At 45.0% G+C, this 18,259-nt stretch carries 14 protein-coding genes and 1 pseudogene; 14 read left to right on the forward strand and 1 reads right to left on the reverse strand.

The window, feature by feature from the left end; genetic code table 11:
- The first annotated feature begins 131 nt into the window (after nucleotides 1-131).
- The 6 genes from lepB (at nucleotide 132) to acpS (ending at nucleotide 4,963) form a co-directional block, all read left to right on the forward strand.
- Complete coding sequence (gene lepB, locus P7F88_RS14090) at nucleotides 132-1,028, forward strand: signal peptidase I (RefSeq protein ID WP_277825680.1); 897 nt, start codon at nucleotides 132-134, stop codon at nucleotides 1,026-1,028.
- 10 nt (nucleotides 1,029-1,038) lie between these two features.
- Entirely contained in the window at nucleotides 1,039-1,716 is a 678-nt protein-coding gene (gene rnc / locus P7F88_RS14095; protein ID WP_277825681.1) for a ribonuclease III, read from the forward strand.
- Nucleotides 1,709-2,689 carry a GTPase Era gene (gene era / locus P7F88_RS14100; RefSeq protein WP_277825683.1) on the forward strand — a complete coding sequence of 327 codons (981 nt, stop codon included), beginning with the start codon at nucleotides 1,709-1,711 and terminating at the stop codon, nucleotides 2,687-2,689. Before rnc ends, era begins: the two co-directional genes overlap by 8 nt.
- A 139-nt stretch (nucleotides 2,690-2,828) precedes the next feature.
- The gene (recO, locus tag P7F88_RS14105; RefSeq protein WP_338405565.1) at nucleotides 2,829-3,545 is read left to right on the forward strand and encodes a DNA repair protein RecO; all 717 of its coding nucleotides are present in this window, start codon (nucleotides 2,829-2,831) and stop codon (nucleotides 3,543-3,545) included.
- 28 nt (nucleotides 3,546-3,573) lie between these two features.
- The gene (gene pdxJ / locus P7F88_RS14110; RefSeq protein WP_277825787.1) at nucleotides 3,574-4,305 is read left to right on the forward strand and encodes a pyridoxine 5'-phosphate synthase; all 732 of its coding nucleotides are present in this window, start codon (nucleotides 3,574-3,576) and stop codon (nucleotides 4,303-4,305) included.
- Nucleotides 4,306-4,582: 277 nt separating this feature from the next.
- On the forward strand, nucleotides 4,583-4,963 hold the full coding sequence (gene acpS / locus P7F88_RS14115; protein ID WP_277825685.1) for a holo-ACP synthase: 381 nt from the start codon (nucleotides 4,583-4,585) through the stop codon (nucleotides 4,961-4,963).
- A gap of 34 nt (nucleotides 4,964-4,997) precedes the next feature.
- Here the strand turns inward: acpS and barA are convergent, their stop codons facing one another.
- Complete coding sequence (gene barA, locus P7F88_RS14120) at nucleotides 4,998-7,775, reverse strand: two-component sensor histidine kinase BarA (RefSeq protein ID WP_277825687.1); 2,778 nt, start codon at nucleotides 7,773-7,775, stop codon at nucleotides 4,998-5,000.
- A 116-nt stretch (nucleotides 7,776-7,891) separates the two neighbouring features.
- Here barA and rlmD point away from each other — a divergent pair, with 116 nt between their 5' ends.
- From rlmD to P7F88_RS14160, 8 genes and pseudogenes are all read left to right on the forward strand, one after another.
- Complete coding sequence (gene rlmD, locus P7F88_RS14125; RefSeq protein WP_277825689.1) at nucleotides 7,892-9,208, forward strand: 23S rRNA (uracil(1939)-C(5))-methyltransferase RlmD; 1,317 nt, start codon at nucleotides 7,892-7,894, stop codon at nucleotides 9,206-9,208.
- 182 nt (nucleotides 9,209-9,390) lie between these two features.
- Complete coding sequence (gene relA / locus P7F88_RS14130; protein ID WP_277825691.1) at nucleotides 9,391-11,613, forward strand: GTP diphosphokinase; 2,223 nt, start codon at nucleotides 9,391-9,393, stop codon at nucleotides 11,611-11,613.
- A 175-nt stretch (nucleotides 11,614-11,788) separates the two neighbouring features.
- On the forward strand, nucleotides 11,789-12,583 hold the full coding sequence (gene mazG, locus P7F88_RS14135; RefSeq protein ID WP_277825789.1) for a nucleoside triphosphate pyrophosphohydrolase: 795 nt from the start codon (nucleotides 11,789-11,791) through the stop codon (nucleotides 12,581-12,583).
- A gap of 185 nt (nucleotides 12,584-12,768) precedes the next feature.
- A complete protein-coding gene (locus tag P7F88_RS14140) occupies nucleotides 12,769-14,409 on the forward strand; it encodes a CTP synthase (RefSeq protein ID WP_277825693.1) in 1,641 nt (546 codons plus the stop codon).
- Between the two features lie 79 nt (nucleotides 14,410-14,488).
- Nucleotides 14,489-15,788, forward strand: a pseudogene (eno, locus tag P7F88_RS14145) (phosphopyruvate hydratase).
- A gap of 155 nt (nucleotides 15,789-15,943) precedes the next feature.
- Nucleotides 15,944-16,309, forward strand: a complete 366-nt coding sequence (locus P7F88_RS14150) for a YacL family protein (RefSeq protein ID WP_277825695.1) — start codon at nucleotides 15,944-15,946, stop codon at nucleotides 16,307-16,309.
- Nucleotides 16,310-16,538: 229 nt separating this feature from the next.
- Nucleotides 16,539-16,877 carry a P-II family nitrogen regulator gene (gene glnK / locus P7F88_RS14155; protein WP_277825697.1) on the forward strand — a complete coding sequence of 113 codons (339 nt, stop codon included), beginning with the start codon at nucleotides 16,539-16,541 and terminating at the stop codon, nucleotides 16,875-16,877.
- An 18-nt stretch (nucleotides 16,878-16,895) separates the two neighbouring features.
- A complete protein-coding gene (locus tag P7F88_RS14160; RefSeq protein ID WP_277825699.1) occupies nucleotides 16,896-18,125 on the forward strand; it encodes an ammonium transporter in 1,230 nt (409 codons plus the stop codon).
- Nucleotides 18,126-18,259: the final 134 nt, after the last annotated feature.

The raw sequence follows: 18,259 nt of genomic DNA on the forward strand, positions 1-18,259 counted from the left end.
CCTAAGTCATTCCCGCGCAGGCGGGAATCTTGTTTTTAGAGTTCCATGTTTTCTAGCAATAGGCTTTGACTTTGTGCTCTGAAATAGATCCCTGCCTTCGCAGGGATGACGAGAGAAATTAAGGAAAAGCAATGGCTAATACATTCTCGCTCATTCTGGTTCTGGTTACACTGGTAACTGGTATTGTATGGGCTTTTGAGAAGCTGGTTTGGGCTAAAAAGCGTGCTCAAAAGCTGGCAGATGTTCAGGCTCAAACCAGTGAGCTTAGTGATGATGTGGCTGCTAAAGTTGTCGCACAACCGTGGTGGATCGAGAATAGTGTCTCTATCTTTCCGGTTATCGCCTTTGTATTAGTGCTTCGTTCCTTTATCTATGAACCGTTCCAGATTCCATCAGGATCAATGATGCCGACACTGCTTGTTGGTGACTTTATTCTGGTAGAGAAGTTCTCTTATGGCATTAAAGATCCGGTATTTCGCTCGCAATTAGTGGAAACAGGTAAGCCAGAACGTGGTGATATCGTGGTATTTAAATATCCGCCTCAGCCAAACATTGATTACATCAAGCGTGTGGTAGGTCTGCCGGGAGACACGGTTCGTTATAGCCCTAAGAAAGAGATTTGTATCAAGCCACAAGGTGAAAGCACATGTAAGCCAGTGGGGCTGTCAAATGTGGTTGAAAGCGAGTTTATACAGCGTGGTGTTCCGCTGATTCAGCTTAATGAAAAGCTGGGTGAAGTTGAGCACCAAATTCTGGTTCATCCCCTGCAAACGGACAACGTAGCTATGTATCAGCCTCGTCCGGGTGTGAATGAATGGGTTGTTCCAAAAGGTCAGTACTTTGTTATGGGCGATAACCGTGACAACAGTGCAGACAGTCGTTACTGGGGCTTTGTCCCGGAAGCGAACTTAGTTGGCAAAGCAACAGGTATCTGGATTAGCTTTGAGTTTGAACGTGGCGCAGATAGTGTGCTGCCTTCTTGGATTCCTACTGGTGTGCGTTTCAATCGCATCGGTGGCATTAATTAGTTGAGAGAGCATGAATTCTCCGTTAACAAGACTAGAAAAAAAGCTCGGTTATCAATTTAATGATATCGAGCTTATCAATCTGGCGCTGACTCACCGCAGCGCCAACAGTAAACATAATGAGCGTCTTGAGTTTCTGGGCGATTCAATTTTAAGTTTTGTCATTGCAGATGACCTGTACCACCGTTTCCCTAAGGTAAACGAAGGTGACATGAGCCGTATGCGTGCAACACTGGTAAGAGGTAACACCCTTGCTGAGTTAGGTCGTGAATTCGATCTTGGAGAGTACTTAAAATTAGGTCCAGGTGAGCTCAAAAGTGGTGGTTTCCGTCGTGATTCGATTCTGGCTGACGCAGTAGAAGCGATCATCGGTGCGATCTATCTGGATAGTGATATTGAGAAGGTTCGGGTGATTATCCTGAGCTGGTATCAAAGCCGTTTAGATTCAATTCAACCGGGTGTATCGCAGAAAGATCCTAAGACACGTTTGCAGGAATTCCTGCAAGGGCGTAAAAAACCACTACCTGTGTATACAGTGACTAATATTAAAGGTGAAGCACATAACCAGGAATTTACGGTTTCGTGCAATGTAGCAGGTGCGGATAAGCCTGTTATTGGTAAAGGCACTAGCCGCCGCAAGGCAGAACAAGCGGCTGCGGAATTAGCACTAGAGCAACTGACTAATGAGTGAAGATAACAACGAATTCGATTTGGATGCATACTTTGCAACGCACGGTAGCGAAAGCACATCGTCTGAAAACCAGCACTGTGGTTTTATCGCAATTGTAGGTCGTCCGAATGTAGGTAAGTCTACGCTTCTGAACCACATCCTTGGTCAGAAGATTTCGATCACCTCAAGAAAGCCACAAACCACCCGTCACCGTATTATGGGTGTTGATACCGATGGTGACTATCAGGCTATCTACGTGGACACTCCAGGGCTTCATATCGAAGAGAAGCGCGCAATTAACCGCCTGATGAACCGTGCGGCTAACAGCTCTCTGAGTGACGTCAACCTAGTGTTTTTCCTTGTTGATGGTACGCACTGGACTGCAGATGATGAAATGGTGCTGACCAAGCTTCAAAAATCCAACTTCCCGGTTGTGCTTTGTGTAAACAAAGTGGATAACGTTAAAGACAGAAATGATGTGATGCTTCATATGCTGGAACTGTCTAAGAAGATGGATTTTGTTGATGTGGTGCCAATCTCGGCAAAGCATGGTAAGAACACAGATGTTCTTCGTAAGCATGTTCGTGAGCACCTTCCTAAAGCTGAGCACCACTTCCCGGAAGAGTATGTGACTGACCGCTCTCAGCGCTTTATGGCGTCGGAAATTGTTCGTGAAAAGCTGATGCGCTTTACTGGTGAAGAGCTTCCTTATTCAGTAACGGTTGAGATTGAACGTTTCGACTACAACCCTGAAACCGATGGCTTTCATATCAATGCCCTGATTCTGGTAGAACGAAATGGTCAGAAGAAGATGGTTATCGGTAAGGGTGGCGAGAAAATCAAGACTATCGGTCGTGAAGCCCGCCTGGATATGGAAGAGCTGTTTGAGCGTAAGGTTTACCTGGAAACCTGGGTTAAGGTTAAATCTGGCTGGGCTGATGATGAGCGTGCACTGCGTTCTCTAGGCTATATCGACGAGCTGGAGAATAAGTAGCCTTGTCATTGCGAAAAACGTTAAACCTCGTTACAACGCTCCAGCGTGGTAATGCATACTAAGGTCTGAGGTTTTCGTTTGATATGCGTTCCCACGGGGACCGTGGGAACGAGTCGTTTTAGACTTATGGGGGGGAAGCATGAGTGAAGGTTCTGAACTTCAACGTTGTTTTGTTCTCCACCGCCGTCCGTATAGTGAAAGCAGCCTTATCCTGGATGTATTTAGTGAAGAGTATGGCCGGCTTTCAATCATGTCTAAAGGTTCCCGCAGTAAGCGTTCAAACTTAAAGGGAGCCTTACAACCCTTTACTCCTCTTCTTATGAAATGGTCGGGCGGTGGCTCGATGAAGACACTGCGTCAGGCTGAACCGATCAGCTTAGGACTTCCTCTTACCGGCGTTAACTTATATTCAGCAATGTACGTGAATGAGCTGCTTGGCAGAGTATTGGAAAGTGAAACCCCATATCCTGCGCTGTTTCATGATTACCTTCAGGTGCTTACCGAGTTGGCACAGTCAGATAACCCTGAACCTGCATTAAGACGCTTCGAGTTAGCCTTGTTGTCTGCGATGGGGTATGGAGTCGACTTTCTTCACTGCGCAGGTACTGGTGAATCCGTTGATCCTGATATGACATACCGATACCGGGAACAGAAAGGTTTTATCGCCAGCGTGCGCCGAGATAATCTTACTTTTCTCGGTAACGAATTGATCGCCATAGCAGAAAGGCGATTTATGACAAAAGAGCAGCTAATCGCAGCAAAACGCTTTACACGAATAGCCCTTAAGCCTTATCTTGGCGGCAAACCTTTAAAAAGTCGGGAACTGTTTGCCAACCGAACGCGTAAACAGAATTAATTATCCCAGAGCACGGAGTATAAAAAAGATGAGCTCTATCCTTCTTGGCGTCAATATTGACCATATCGCTACACTACGTAATGCCCGTGGAACTAAGTATCCAGATCCTGTACACGCTGCTGAAATTGCAGAGCGTGCAGGAGCAGACGGTATCACCATTCACCTTCGTGAAGACCGCCGTCATATCCTGGACAGAGATGTTCGCATTCTTAGAGAAACTATCCAGACGCGTATGAATCTGGAGATGGCAGTAACTGATGAAATGGTTGAAATCGCAGTTAAGACTAAGCCCGAGTTTGTTTGTCTGGTACCAGAGAAGCGTGAGGAGCTGACGACAGAAGGCGGGCTGGATGTTAAAGGCCAGCTTGAAAAAGTAAAAGCAGCAACTAAAACTCTGACAGAAGCAGGTATTAAAGTATCTCTGTTTATCGACGCAGACAGAGAGCAAATCGATGCTGCTAAAGCGTGTGAAGCGCCATTTATTGAGCTGCACACTGGTCACTACGCAGATGCTGAAACTGAGCAGGATCAGCAGGATGAGATTAAGAAAATTGCTGCGGCAGCGAGCTACGCAGACGATCTTGGTATCACAGTAAACGCAGGTCATGGTCTGACTTACCACAACGTTGGTCCTATTGCGGCACTGCCTGAAATCTATGAGCTTAATATTGGGCACTCAATTATTGGTCGTGCGGTATTTGACGGGCTAAGCAAAGCGGTTGCTGATATGAAAGCGGCTATGGTTGCAGGTCGCTCGTAAGCGTTTTTCCTCGTTCCTGCTGTATTGCCATATCTGGTCGTTTGGCTACGGTATGCATTACCACGCGGAGCGTGGGAACGAGATTATTGCGGATGTTTAAGAAACTCAGGAACTTCGTCATTCCGTATAGTGAGGAACAAACGTAGTACGGAATCTGATTCCAGCGCACTTATAGTTTTGAAGTGAGTATTTAACTTTGCGGTAAGCTGAAAGCAGATCCCTGACTTCGCATAGGCTCATCAGGGATGACGATTCGATTGGATTAAAGAGAGCAGACGTGGCAATTATAGGTTTAGGTACAGATATCGCTGAAATAGAGCGAATTGAAAAAGCACTTTCTCGAAGTGGAGAGGCATTTGCTGCCCGCATTTTATCTGACTCTGAACTGGAGATATTTCACTCCCTCAAACAGAAAGGCCGCTTTCTGGCTAAACGCTTTGCTGCCAAAGAAGCTGCTTCAAAAGCGTTAGGTACAGGTATCGCTCATGGTGTGACCTTCCATGACTTTGTCGTTAGCAACGATGAAAATGGAAAACCCATTCTTACCTTAAACAACAAAGCCAAAGAAATCTCAGAGTTAATGGGTGCTAACAGTATCCATCTTTCAATTTCAGATGAAAGAAACTATGCAGTAGCAACTGTTGTTATGGAAAAATAGCGTCACGTGTCACGTGTCACGTGTCACCTGTAACTTATAAATACAACTTTGCCGTTTCCTGCACTTTCTCCATTTCATCCTGAAGTTCAAATAGCTCTGGTTCAATATCCATAACACTCATCCCTGAGCGCAAAGATTTTTCAATCAAAGCACAGATCGCTTTTAGTTTAGGAACGCCACTGTACGAGCAACTTCCGTGAAGCTTATGGATATGGTGAATCAGATCATCGATAGGGTAGTCGTCCTGCTCTAGTGCCTGTTCCACTATCTCACTTACTTCAGCAATAAAATCGATCAGCATCTGAAGCATCTCTTTCGCTAGATCTTCTTTGTTTGCAGCCTGCTTTAATGCAGCCTGCCAGTCTACGATGACGCTGGTGTTTTTGTTGTCCGGCTCTGGTTCTGTAGATGGTAGATCCAACTTGTCCACCTCTTCGCTGCTTGTATTAGGGTTCCAGTGAACCAAAACCTGTTGAAGAATATGCTCTTCAATAGGCTTAGTTAAGTAGTCATCCATTCCGGCATTTAACAAGCGATCTCTTTCGCCGCTCATTGCATGTGCGGTAACCGCAATCACTGGCGTTGATTCATTAAGATCAGTCTGTTTAATGTAGCGACATGCCGTTACCCCATCCATATGAGGCATCTGAATATCCATCAACACCATATCGAATTTACGGTCAGTTGCTTCCTTAACCGCGTCTTTACCGTTAGTACAGGTAATTACATTTTCAACTCGCTCCTGAAGCAGTGCTGCAATAAGCTTCAGGTTTGCAGGATTATCATCTACTGCCATAACAGTGAGTGGCAGCCTGGTAATGTTAGTCTGAGTTGCCTGCGGCTCAACAACCTCAACTGGCCCGCTGTCCTGATGTTGAACAGCAAGTATGTTCAGTAGTTTCCTTCGTGAAAGTGGCTTCGTCATGCACTGAACACCAAAGTCATTAATCAGTTGTTCAGCAAGAGCCAATTCTGTACTTGGAACGCCAACCAGAATTTGATCAGAATATTGACGGATCTTATCAAGATGCCCGGCAACTTCTTCGATCGTATATCTGCTCTTAGGAGGTAAGCAGAGAAGAACGCTGTCTTGCCTTTCAAATTGATCCGGTGTGCTGGTTTGGTAAGTAACGCTTAGACCTTCCTGAATCAATTGCTGTTGGATCACCGAGCCCGCCTGCATATTTGGCTCGATGATTAACACTCTTCTGTTAACCAGATATTGAGACTCTGGCTTGGCACCCATTGGAAGATCGGTTTTATCCAACCGGAGCGTAAACCAGAAAGTCGACCCCTGATGCAGACGGCTGGTTAGGCTTATTTCGCCACCCATTTGGGCAACCAGTTTCTGTGTGATAACCAGACCAAGACCCGTACCACCATAACGACGAGAGATACTTGCGTCTGCCTGACTGAATGCCTGGAATAACTGAGATTGTTGGCGCTCTGAGATACCGATACCTGTATCGCGAACCATAAATTGTAGCTCTACAGAATCATCTTTTTGTGTTCTTAACTCGACACTGATATCGATGTTGCCGCGTTCAGTAAACTTAATTGAGTTACCGACAAGGTTGGTGAGAATTTGCTGAATACGTAACGGGTCACCAACCACACCAGCTGGTATCTTAGGATCAATCTTAAGGGTGAGCTCCAGCCCTTTTTCATGGGCGCTGGTGGCCTGTAGAGCAACCACTTCTTCGAGGCTTTCCTGGAACTCGAATGGAATATTTTCCAGAAGCAGCTTACCGGCTTCTAGTTTAGAGAAGTCTAGAATGTCATTAATGATACTTAACAAGTTGTTCGCGGAACGTTCAATGGTTTGAAGGTAGTCCGTCTGACTTGAAGAAAGTTGTGTCTTCAACATCTGACGGGTAAAACCAATAACACCATTTAGCGGTGTTCTCAGTTCATGGGACATATTCGCCAGAAACTCTGACTTAACACGAGCGGCTTCCTGAGCACGCTTTTTCGCAATATCCAGTTCCACGTTCTGAATCTCAAGCTGCTCCAGTGTTTCTCTTAAATCAGATGTGGCTTGATCGATGCTATTTTGCATCTCTACATGGTATTCAGACAGTGATACCGCCATGGCGTTAATACCATTTTTCAACGAGTCCAGTTCACCATGCATTTTACCTTCGATTCGGGAGTCCAGATGACCACGACGAATTCTGTCTACGGTTCTTTTCATGTTGGTGATTGGCTGGGTTACGTCATGCATCAGGCTGTAAGCGAAGATGCCAGATAGTCCAACACCAAGAACCAGAACTAACAGAGCGGCAAAAATTTCCTGATATTGCTGTAAGCGAAGTGGAGACATATCCAGCTCCATCGCAATATAACCCAGCGGCTGATTCGGTTCTGTTTGCGTACCGTCTTGTAAAGAGAACTGTCCTTCCACAACGATTGGTGCCCGAAGAATTAACCGCGTATCTTGCCTTTCAATGTTAGTTAGTAAAGGTATCGGCATCCCTTTCGGGAAGGTGAGTTTCTCAAAGTCAGGGTGGAAATTCGATGTTACGAATAGCTGGTGGTTGCTATCAAATACCGCAATACTTCGGACTATGTCTGAGTTTTTTCTGTGTGCATAGCTGATGAGTCGCCTGACAGCTTCACGACTCTGAGATGTCATGCCAAATTCGCTGGCAATAGCCAGTGGCTCCAAAATGCTGGTTCCTGAAGAAACGAGTTGGGTTTCCAGATCGTTATATCGATTTGAAGTGAAGAATGCACTCAATAAGAGACCAACAATAAGCGTTGGAGCAAGAGTTAAAGTGATTACGCGGGCGCGTAAGCCGTATCTGGTCATGTTCGATGATTACAATGGAATCTGGATGTGGGAAAATAGTATCAAAGCATTGAATTTCTACCAACATTGCTAACCAGAATAGTGATGTTCAGTGATATAAAAATTGGAACAATTACATGGCTCGTTTCTTTCAACCAAAAAAGAAAACTCAGATAGAGAAAAAACATCAGCTTATAAAGATAGAAAGGCTTGATCATCACGGAGCAGGGATAGGCTATTTGGGCAAGAAGCCAGTATTTATTGATGGAGCGCTTCCTGGTGAGGAAGTACTTACTCAATTAACCGAGAGCAAAAGCAAATATGCTCGGGGTAATTTAATTAAGATTCAGAAGCAAAGCCCGCAACGTGTAGAACCATTTTGTAAATATTATGGGGAGTGTGGTGGCTGTAATATGCAGCATTTGCCACACAACGAACAGATTGCCTATAAGAGTGATTCATTAGCTCAGTTGTTTAACAAATTTGCTGGCGAGTCTATTGAGTTAGAGTCGCCAATTGTTGGTGACGAAAAAGGTTACCGAAGAAGAGCCAGAGTTAGCCTGTTTAAGGATAAAAAGAGCGGAAAGCTGCTATTTGGTTTCCGTAAAAAGCAGAGTAAACAGATAGCTGTTGTTACTGATTGTCCGGTTTTGCAACCTGAATTAAATGTATTGTTGCCGGAACTAAAAGAGTTGCTTTCTGGTCTGAAAAATATTGCTAATTTAGGGCACCTTGAGTTGGTGGCAGGTCCTGGTTCTCTAGTGGTTCTGCTGCACTATGTTCGCTCTCTTCATGAAACGGATAGAAGCAGTCTGCAAAGTTGGGCAGAGCGAAATTCGGTAACCTTATATTTGCAGTCTGATGAATTATTGGAACGTGTTTGTGGTGATGTGCCGTTCTATGATGAAGTTGGTGTCACCATTCCATTCCTGCCCACAAACTTTATTCAGGTTAACGGCGGTGTAAACAAGCAGATGGTCGAGCGTGCTTTATCATGGCTCGAGTTAACTCCCGAAGATAGAGTGCTGGATCTGTTCTGTGGTTTGGGTAACTTCAGCCTGCCAATGGCACAGCAGGTTAAAACTGTTGTTGGTGTTGAAGGTGTTCAGGAGATGGTGGATCAGGCAACGGAAAACGCTAAAGTAAATGGAATCAGTAATGTTGAGTTTTATCAGGCTAATCTGGAAGAGGATTTAACCGAGAAGCGCTGGGCTCAATCTAAGTTTGATAAGGTGTTGTTAGATCCGGCGAGAGCAGGTGCGGCAGGCGTTGTAGATCAACTTTCTCGATTTGATACAAAGCGTGTAGTTTACGTTTCCTGTAATCCTGCTACTCTAGCCAGAGATAGCCAGAGCTTGCTAAATCAAGGGTTCAAGTTAGTTAAGCTGGGTATGTTGGATATGTTCCCTCATACCGCTCATTTGGAGTCGATGGCTTTATTTGAAAGATCGTAGTTGGGTAAACCAACTGGGTATGCTTCCGCAAACCGCTGCAAGTCGTCCCTGAGCGCTTAAACAAGGGCATCCATGCCCTTGAATGTTTGCTACAGCACACCCGGTTAGTTTTTGGTTGATCTACGTGACTCGTAATTAGTGACAAACAACGTCACGGAAGAATAAAAACGCTAGGAAAGAAAATGGTCGCAGTACGCGGTGCGCATTTAAATGCAGATGAAAAGTTCGAGTTGGAATCATGGATTGCCAGTCTGGAACAGGAAAAGAAAACCAGTAATAAGCTGACCAAGGTTTATCAGCAGTGTGAAGTGCTGCTTGAAGGCAAAGAAGAGGCTCAACTGTTGTTGTGGCGCGGTCGTGAGATGATTGAGATTTTGATAACTCTCTCTATGGATCGCGCAACACTCGTAGCAGCTCAGTTGTTCCCGGTTGTTTCTGCTGGCTACTATGACAGAGAAGAACTGGAAGAGGATTACGGTAAGGAAATTATAAAGCTGATTGATGGTGTCGAAGAGATGGCAGCCATCGGTCAGTTAAACGTAACGCTAGAAGGCAGTGCTGCATCCGGGCAGGTGGATAATGTAAGACGTATGTTGCTCGCGATGGTAGATGACTTCCGTTGCGTGATTATTAAACTGGCTGAGCGTATCTGTAACCTTCGTGAAGTTAAAGATGAGTCTGACGAAATTCGTCAGGCAGCAGCGAAAGAGTGTGCCAACATCTATGCGCCGCTGGCAAACCGACTTGGTATTGGTCAGCTAAAGTGGGAAATTGAAGACTACGCTTTCCGTTATCAGCACTCTACGACCTATAAGCAAATCGCGAAACAGCTTTCCGAACGTCGAATTGACCGCGAACAATATATCGAAGATTTTGTTACCGATCTGGAAGATGAAATGAAGTCTTCTGATATCCGGGCGGAAGTCAGCGGTCGACCAAAACATATCTATAGTATCTGGCGCAAAATGCAGAAGAAGAGCCTCGCCTTTGATGAGCTTTTCGATGTTCGCGCCGTACGTATTATTGCAGAGCGCCTGCAGGACTGTTACGCCGCACTGGGTGTGGTTCATACCAAATACAAGCACCTTCCAAGTGAGTTCGACGACTATGTCGCGAATCCAAAACCAAATGGCTATCAGTCGATCCATACCGTTATTCTTGGGCCAGAAGGCAAAACCATAGAGATTCAGATTCGTACCAAGCAGATGCACGAAGATTCTGAACTTGGTGTTGCCGCGCACTGGAAATACAAAGAAGGTGGAAGCGGTGGCCGTAGTGGTTACGATGAAAAAATCACCTGGTTGCGTAAGCTTTTAGACTGGCAGGAAGAGATGTCAGACTCTGGTGAGATGCTTGATGAACTTCGTAGTCAGGTCTTTGATGACCGGGTTTACGCCTTTACACCACGCGGGGACGTTGTTGACCTTCCTATGGGGGCAACGCCACTGGACTTTGCCTACCATATTCACTCTGAGGTAGGGCACCGTTGTATTGGTGCGAAAGTAGCGGGAAGAATCGTTCCGTTTACCCATAAGCTGGAGATGGGCGATCAGGTTGAAATCATTACTCAGAAAGAGCCTAACCCATCCCGTGACTGGTTAAACCCGTCGCTTGGATTTGTCCTCTCTGGTCGTGCCCGTGCCAAGATTAATGCCTGGTTCCGTAAGCAGAGCCGGGAGAAGAACCTCGAAGCGGGTCGGGAGATTCTGGAAACAGAGTTAAACAAAATCGGTGCGACGCTAAAAGATGCCAGTGAGTATGCTCTAAAACGCTTTAACGTTAATACTCCGGATGAGCTATATATTGGTATTGGTAGTGGTGACCTGAAAATCAATCAGGTAGTCAATCACATCAATGCGTTAGTCAATAAACCGACTGCGGAAGAAGAAGATCAGCAGGCTTTGGAAAAACTGCAGGAAAGCGAAGCAAAAGCGCCTGCTCAGAGTCGACCTCATAAAGATGCAGTTGTGGTTGAAGGTGTTGACAATCTGATGACTCACCTTGCTCGCTGCTGTCAGCCTATACCAGGTGATAACATTGCCGGATATATCACTCAGGGACGTGGAATCTCGGTTCACCGTGCTGACTGTGAGCAACTTGCTGAGCTTAGAATTCATGCTTCAGAACGTATTATTGATACGGTATGGGGTGGCGGTTTTGTTGGCTCCTATATTTTGACGCTGCGTGTTGAAGCGTTAGAGCGCGGAGGTCTTCTTAAAGATATCACCACACTTCTTGCAAACGAGAAGTTGAAAGTATCAGGAATGAAGAGCCGCACCGACTTTAAGCGTCAGATCTCAGTGATGGACTTTGATATCGAAGTGAAGAATGTTGAGATACTAGGACGTATTCAAAGCCGTATCGAGCAGATTAAGGATGTCGTCTCTGTTAAGAGACTAAGCTAAGCATTTTACTGAATCTGAATTAGGCAGGTGTGCAGGTATCGATAAGCAGACCCTTTGCGGCAGGGACGCCGCATCGGAGCCTCCATGGATGGGTTTACGCGTGTCTGCGTTCGATACCTGCTCATCTGCGGGTATCATTAACCTTCAAGAGCCATACAAATTAAGAATTTCTACCATGACCCAATCAATCGATCAGTTACTCGAAATAATGTCTACCCTGCGCGACCCTGAAAAAGGTTGCCCGTGGGATCTAAAGCAGAGCTTCGACACCATTGTTCCCCACACCATCGAAGAAACTTACGAAGTGGTTGACGCTATCCAGAAGCGAGACTGGAGTAATCTTCAGGAAGAGCTAGGCGACTTGTTGTTTCAGGTTATCTTCTATAGCCAGATGGCTAAAGAGCAGGAGCTGTTTGATTTTAATGATGTGGTTGAAACGGTAAACGAGAAATTGATTCGACGCCATCCCCACGTTTTTTCTGATGCTGAATTTGCTTCAGATGAAGAAATCAACGCCAACTGGGAACTGGAAAAAACAAAAGAGAAAGCGGAGCAGGGGAAAAGTGAAGAGAGCATTCTAGATTCTATTCCCGACTCACTTCCTGCATTATCAAAAGCCAATAAGATTCAAAAACGTTGTGCCAAGTTCGGCTTTGACTGGAAATCTATCGGGCCTGTTGTCGATAAAGTCAGAGAAGAAGTAGACGAAGTTCTCGACGAAGCGCTTCAGGTAACACCTGATGAAGAGAAAGTAGAAGAAGAACTTGGCGATCTTCTGTTTGCGACTGTTAATCTGGTGAGACATCTTGGGAAAAATCCAGAAGTGGCATTAACAAAAGCAAATATTAAGTTTTCTAAGCGCTTTAAAGGTGTCGAAAATCTGGTCAGAGCAGAAGGAAAAACATTAGAGGACTATTCTCTAGAGGAACTTGATGCTTTCTGGGATAAGGTCAAAAAGGACTCCAAATAACCACTATTGATAGATTTGTATGAAAACTTACGTAATATTCCTACAAATCCTGATTTGATTTGAAGCAAGAAATTAAATAACTGGGTGTGATAAGTTTCACGTTGTGGTGGTAAAGGGCTTCTGGTATATTTACGTCCCGTCCAGAAAGTACTCATTTCCCTCATTCAACCAATTTCAGGTTAAACATGACGACAAATTACATTTTTGTTACTGGCGGGGTTGTTTCCTCACTAGGTAAAGGTATTGCAGCAGCATCTCTAGCGGCTATTTTAGAAGCTCGTGGTCTAAAAGTGACCATGATGAAGCTTGACCCTTACATCAACGTTGACCCGGGTACTATGAGCCCGATTCAGCACGGTGAAGTGTTCGTCACGGAAGATGGCGCAGAAACCGATCTAGACCTTGGTCACTATGAGCGTTTCATTCGCACCAAGATGACTAAGCGTAACAACTTTACAGCAGGTCGTGTATACGCTGACGTACTTCGAAAAGAGCGTCGTGGCGACTACCTTGGTGCTACTATTCAGGTAATCCCTCATATCACAAACGCGATTAAAGACCGTGTAATTGCAGGTTCTGAAGGTCACGATGTTGCTATCGTTGAAGTTGGTGGTACGGTAGGCGATATCGAATCACTACCATTTATGGAAGCGATTCGTCAGCTAGCAGTAGAGCTAGGTCGTGAGCGTGCTATGTTTATGCACCTGACTCTTGTTCCTTACCTAGCAGCAGCTGGTGAAGTTAAAACAAAACCTACTCAGCACTCTGTAAAAGAGCTGCTTTCTATCGGTATCCAGCCAGATATTCTTGTTTGTCGTAGCGATCGCATGATCCCAGCAAACGAACGTAAGAAGATTGCACTATTCTGTAACGTTCCTGAGAAAGCGGTTATCTCAATGAAAGATGTAGATTCTATCTACAAAATTCCACAGCTTATTAAAGCTCAGGGTCTTGATGATCTGGTTTGTCAGCGTTTTGGTATTAATGCACCTGAAGCAGACCTTTCTGAGTGGGAACAGGTAATCTACGAAGAAGCAAACCCAACAGGGGATGTTGTTATCGGTATGGTTGGTAAGTACATCCAACTGCCGGATGCTTATAAATCAGTTAACGAAGCACTTAAGCATGCAGGCTTGAAAAACCGTCTTAACGTTACCATTAAGTATGTAGATTCAGAAGACGTTGAGACTAAAGGTGAAGAAGCACTTGAAGGTCTTGATGCGATTCTAGTACCTGGTGGCTTCGGCGACCGTGGTGTAGAAGGTAAAATTCGAGCAGCTCAGTATGCTCGTGAAAACAATGTGCCTTATCTTGGTATCTGTCTGGGTATGCAGGTTGCTCTTATTGAATACGCGCGTAACGTAGCAGGTCTTGATGGCGCACATTCAACAGAATTTAATAAAGATACTAAATACCCTGTGGTAGGCTTGATCACAGAGTGGGTAGACGGCGAAGGTAAAGTTGAAGAACGTACCGAGCAGTCTGACCTTGGTGGCACAATGCGCCTTGGTTCTCAATTATGTCATCTTGAGAAAGGGACTAAAGCGTATGAGCTATATGGAAACGCTAAGATCCATGAGCGTCATCGTCACCGTTATGAAGTAAACAACAACCTTCGTCCGCAAATTGAAAAAGCAGGTCTTAAAGTGTCGGGTCTGTCTGCAGATAAGAAGCTTGTTGAGGTAATTGAGAATCCAGCACACCCTTGGTTTGTTGCAGCTCAATTCCACCCAGAATTTACCTCGACGCCTCGCGATGGTCATCCACTATTTGCAGGTTTCGTAAAAGCAGCTGGTGAATACCAGCGCGGTGAATTTGATAAGTAAGTAAGGATACGGGCAGTAGAGATTGGTAGTGCTGCTGCTCATTAGTTATGACATTTAAATTGAAACGAGAGGAAACATAATGTCTAAGATCGTTAAAGTTCTAGGTCGTGAAATCATCGACTCACGTGGTAACCCAACTGTAGAAGCTGAAGTACACCTAGAAGGCGGTTTCGTAGGTATGGCGGCAGCTCCATCTGGCGCATCTACTGGTTCTCGCGAAGCTCTTGAGCTACGTGACGGTGACAAAGCACGTTTCCTAGGTAAAGGTGTTCTTAAAGCAGTTGAAGCTGTAAATGGCGCAATCGCTGAAGCACTAGTTGGCAAGGACGCAAAAGCTCAAGCTGACATCGACCAGGTAATGATCGACCTAGACGGCACTGAAAACAAATCTAACTTCGGTGCAAACGCAATCCTAGCTGTATCTCTAGCAAACGCAAAAGCTGCTGCTGCAGCTAAAGGCATGCCTCTATACGAGCACATCGCTGAGCTAAACGGTACTGCTGGTCAGTTCTCTATGCCTCTACCAATGATGAACATCATCAACGGTGGTGAGCACGCTGACAACAACGTTGATATCCAGGAATTCATGATCCAGCCAGTTGGTGCTAAGACTCTTAAAGAAGGTCTACGTATCGGTGCTGAAGTATTCCACAACCTTGCTAAAGTACTTAAAGGTAAAGGCATGAGCACTGCTGTAGGTGACGAAGGTGGTTTCGCTCCTAACCTTGAGTCTAACGCTGCTGCTCTAGCTGCAATCAAAGAAGCTGTTGAGCTAGCAGGCTACGAGCTAGGTAAAGACGTAACTCTAGCTATGGATTGTGCTGCATCTGAGTTCTACGACAAAGAAGCTGGTAACTACAACATGAAGGGTGAAGGAAAAATCTTCACTTCTGAAGAGTTCAACCACTACCTTGCTGGTCTAGTTGAAGACTACCCAATCGTATCTATCGAAGATGGTCTAGACGAGTCTGACTGGGATGGTTTCGCACACCAGACTAAACTACTAGGTGACAAGATCCAGCTAGTTGGTGACGATCTCATTCGTAACTAACACTAAGATCCTTGCTGAAGGTATTGAGAAAGGCATCGCTAACTCTATCCTTATCAAGTTCAACCAGATCGGTTCTCTAACTGAAACTCTAGCAGCTATCAAGATGGCTAAAGATGCTGGTTACACTGCAGTAATCTCTCACCGTTCTGGTGAAACTGAAGACGCAACTATCGCTGACCTAGCGGTAGGTACTGCTGCTGGCCAAATCAAGACTGGTTCTATGAGCCGTTCTGACCGTGTTGCTAAGTACAACCAGCTAATTCGTATCGAAGAAGCTCTAGGTGAGAAAGCACCTTACAACGGTCTTAAAGAAGTTAAAGGTCAATAAGAATAAAGCTATTTAGCTTAATACTTATTAACTTTAATTAGACTTTGAAGAGCTCCCATTTGCTGGGAGCTCTTTTTGTTAATCTGACCCGTAACCCGTAACCCGTAACCCGTAACCCGTAACCCGTAACCCGTAACCCGTAACCCGTAACTCCTATGGAATTCCAATTTACTAAAAACAGCCTTACCGGCGGCCTTCATATCAAATGCAGCATGGGGCATGAGGTGGTCGCGCGTTGGCTAGAAGAAGAGCTAACGACAAATAAGCAAAAGGTCACCGAACTGTTAGTCTCTGTCGGTGAACTGAAGTCTGGGGATATTCAGGAACTAACTATCCGTGGTACGGAGATTTCTGCATACCTGACCACTGAAGAAGTGGTAATTCAGGAAAATGTACTGGCATATGGAGAAGAGATGGAAGCAGATAGTGAGTTTGACTTCTATGACAGTGAAAGTACTTCTGCCTGTGGTCTGGAAGACTTTGAAGACCTGTTAAAATCCCTTCTCGAATTTATTTCTTAACAGTCCCTTTTCCTCCCTCCCTTTACCTTCCTTAATTTGAGTGCACAAGCTTGGGGCGTAATTAAATTTCGCATCAAAAAGGTGATCCACATGCACTGTAATGGTGCAGTTGAATTTATCTTTCTTAACATTTTTCATTCAAGTTCAATAAAAACAATAGTTTAAAAACTTGGCATACCTCTTGATTGTTATATCCCTGTTATAGGACTTAATGCTCAGAGGGGATGCAATGAAACTTATTAACGCAATAATCAAACCATTCAAGTTAGATGATGTACGTGAAGCGTTGTCTGATGTTGGTATCGAAGGGATGACGGTATCAGAAGTAAAAGGTTTTGGTCGTCAGAAAGGTCACACTGAACTTTATCGTGGTGCTGAATATCAGGTGGATTTCCTGCCTAAGGTAAAGCTTGAAATTGCAACACAGGCTGAAAATGTTGACCGCGTTGTAGAAGCAGTTTCAAAAGCAGCGCACACAGGAAAAATTGGTGACGGTAAGATTTTTATTTACGACCTGAGCCAGGTAGTGCGTATTCGTACGGGCGAAATGGACAGAGAAGCACTTTAAGGGATTGGAGACTTTATAATGGAATTAGCAACAACAGTAACTGAATTACGATACGCACTGGACACTTTTTTCTTCCTCATTTCAGGTGCGCTGGTAATGTGGATGGCAGCAGGTTTTGCGATGCTGGAAGCAGGTCTGGTACGTTCAAAGAACACAACTGAAATTCTAACTAAGAACTTCGCTCTATATGCTATCGCTTGTACTATGTACCTGCTAATCGGTTACAACATCATGTATGTTGATAACGCGGAAGGTGGCTTTATTCCTTCAATTGGTGCCCTAATCGGTACTCAGGGTGAAGGCGCAGACCACTCTCTGGAATCAGACTTCTTCTTCCAGGTAGTATTCGTTGCAACAGCAATGTCTGTAGTATCTGGCGCAGTAGCTGAACGTATGAAGCTTTGGGCTTTCCTACTGTTCTCAGTAGTACTAACAGGTGTTATTTACCCAATCGAAGGTTACTGGACCTGGGGTGGTGGCTTCCTGTCTGAAGCTGGCTTCAGTGACTTTGCAGGTTCTGGTATCGTTCATATGGCTGGTGCGGCAGCAGCACTTGCAGGTGTTCTACTACTAGGTGCTCGTAAAGGTAAGTACGGCAAAAACGGTGAAGTTCACCCAATCCCAGGCTCAAACATGCCTCTTGCTACACTAGGTACATTTATCCTGTGGTTAGGTTGGTTCGGCTTCAACGGCGGTTCTCAGCTAATGGTTTCTGATTTCGAAAACGCGACAGCAGTTGGTCAGATCTTCCTGAACACGAACGCAGCAGCAGCAGCAGGTGCAATCGCAGCAATGCTTGTATGTAAGACTATGTGGGGTAAAGCAGACCTGACTATGATTCTGAACGGTGCTCTGGCAGGTCTTGTTGCAATCACAGCTGACCCTCTATCTCCATCACCAATTGCTTCTGTAATTATCGGTGTGGTAGCAGGTGCGCTAGTAGTATTCAGCATCATCGGTATGGACAAGGTTAAGATTGATGATCCTGTAGGTGCTATCTCAGTACATGGTGTTTGTGGCTTCTTCGGTATCATGATTGTACCTCTAAGCAACGGTGACGCTAGCTTTGGTGCTCAGCTTCTTGGTGCAGCAGTTATCTTCGGTTGGGTATTCGCAGCAAGCCTTGCAGTATGGGCTATCCTGAAGGCAACAGTAGGTATCCGAGTATCTGAAGACGAAGAGATGGAAGGTATGGATATGCAAGACTGTGGCGTAGTTGCTTACCCAGAGTTCGTATCTCTTAAGTAATAAATATTTACAGTGTGATAAATGGCTCGCAGTAATGCGGGCCATTTTTTTGTTTGAGATCATTGTTTCCATAAATTAAACTGAATATAATAACGCAACTGATAACCATTATTATTACCATCTACATTAAGTGC

Source organism: Vibrio hannami, from assembly GCF_029589055.1.
Taxonomy (GTDB): Bacteria; Pseudomonadota; Gammaproteobacteria; order Enterobacterales; family Vibrionaceae; genus Vibrio; species Vibrio hannami.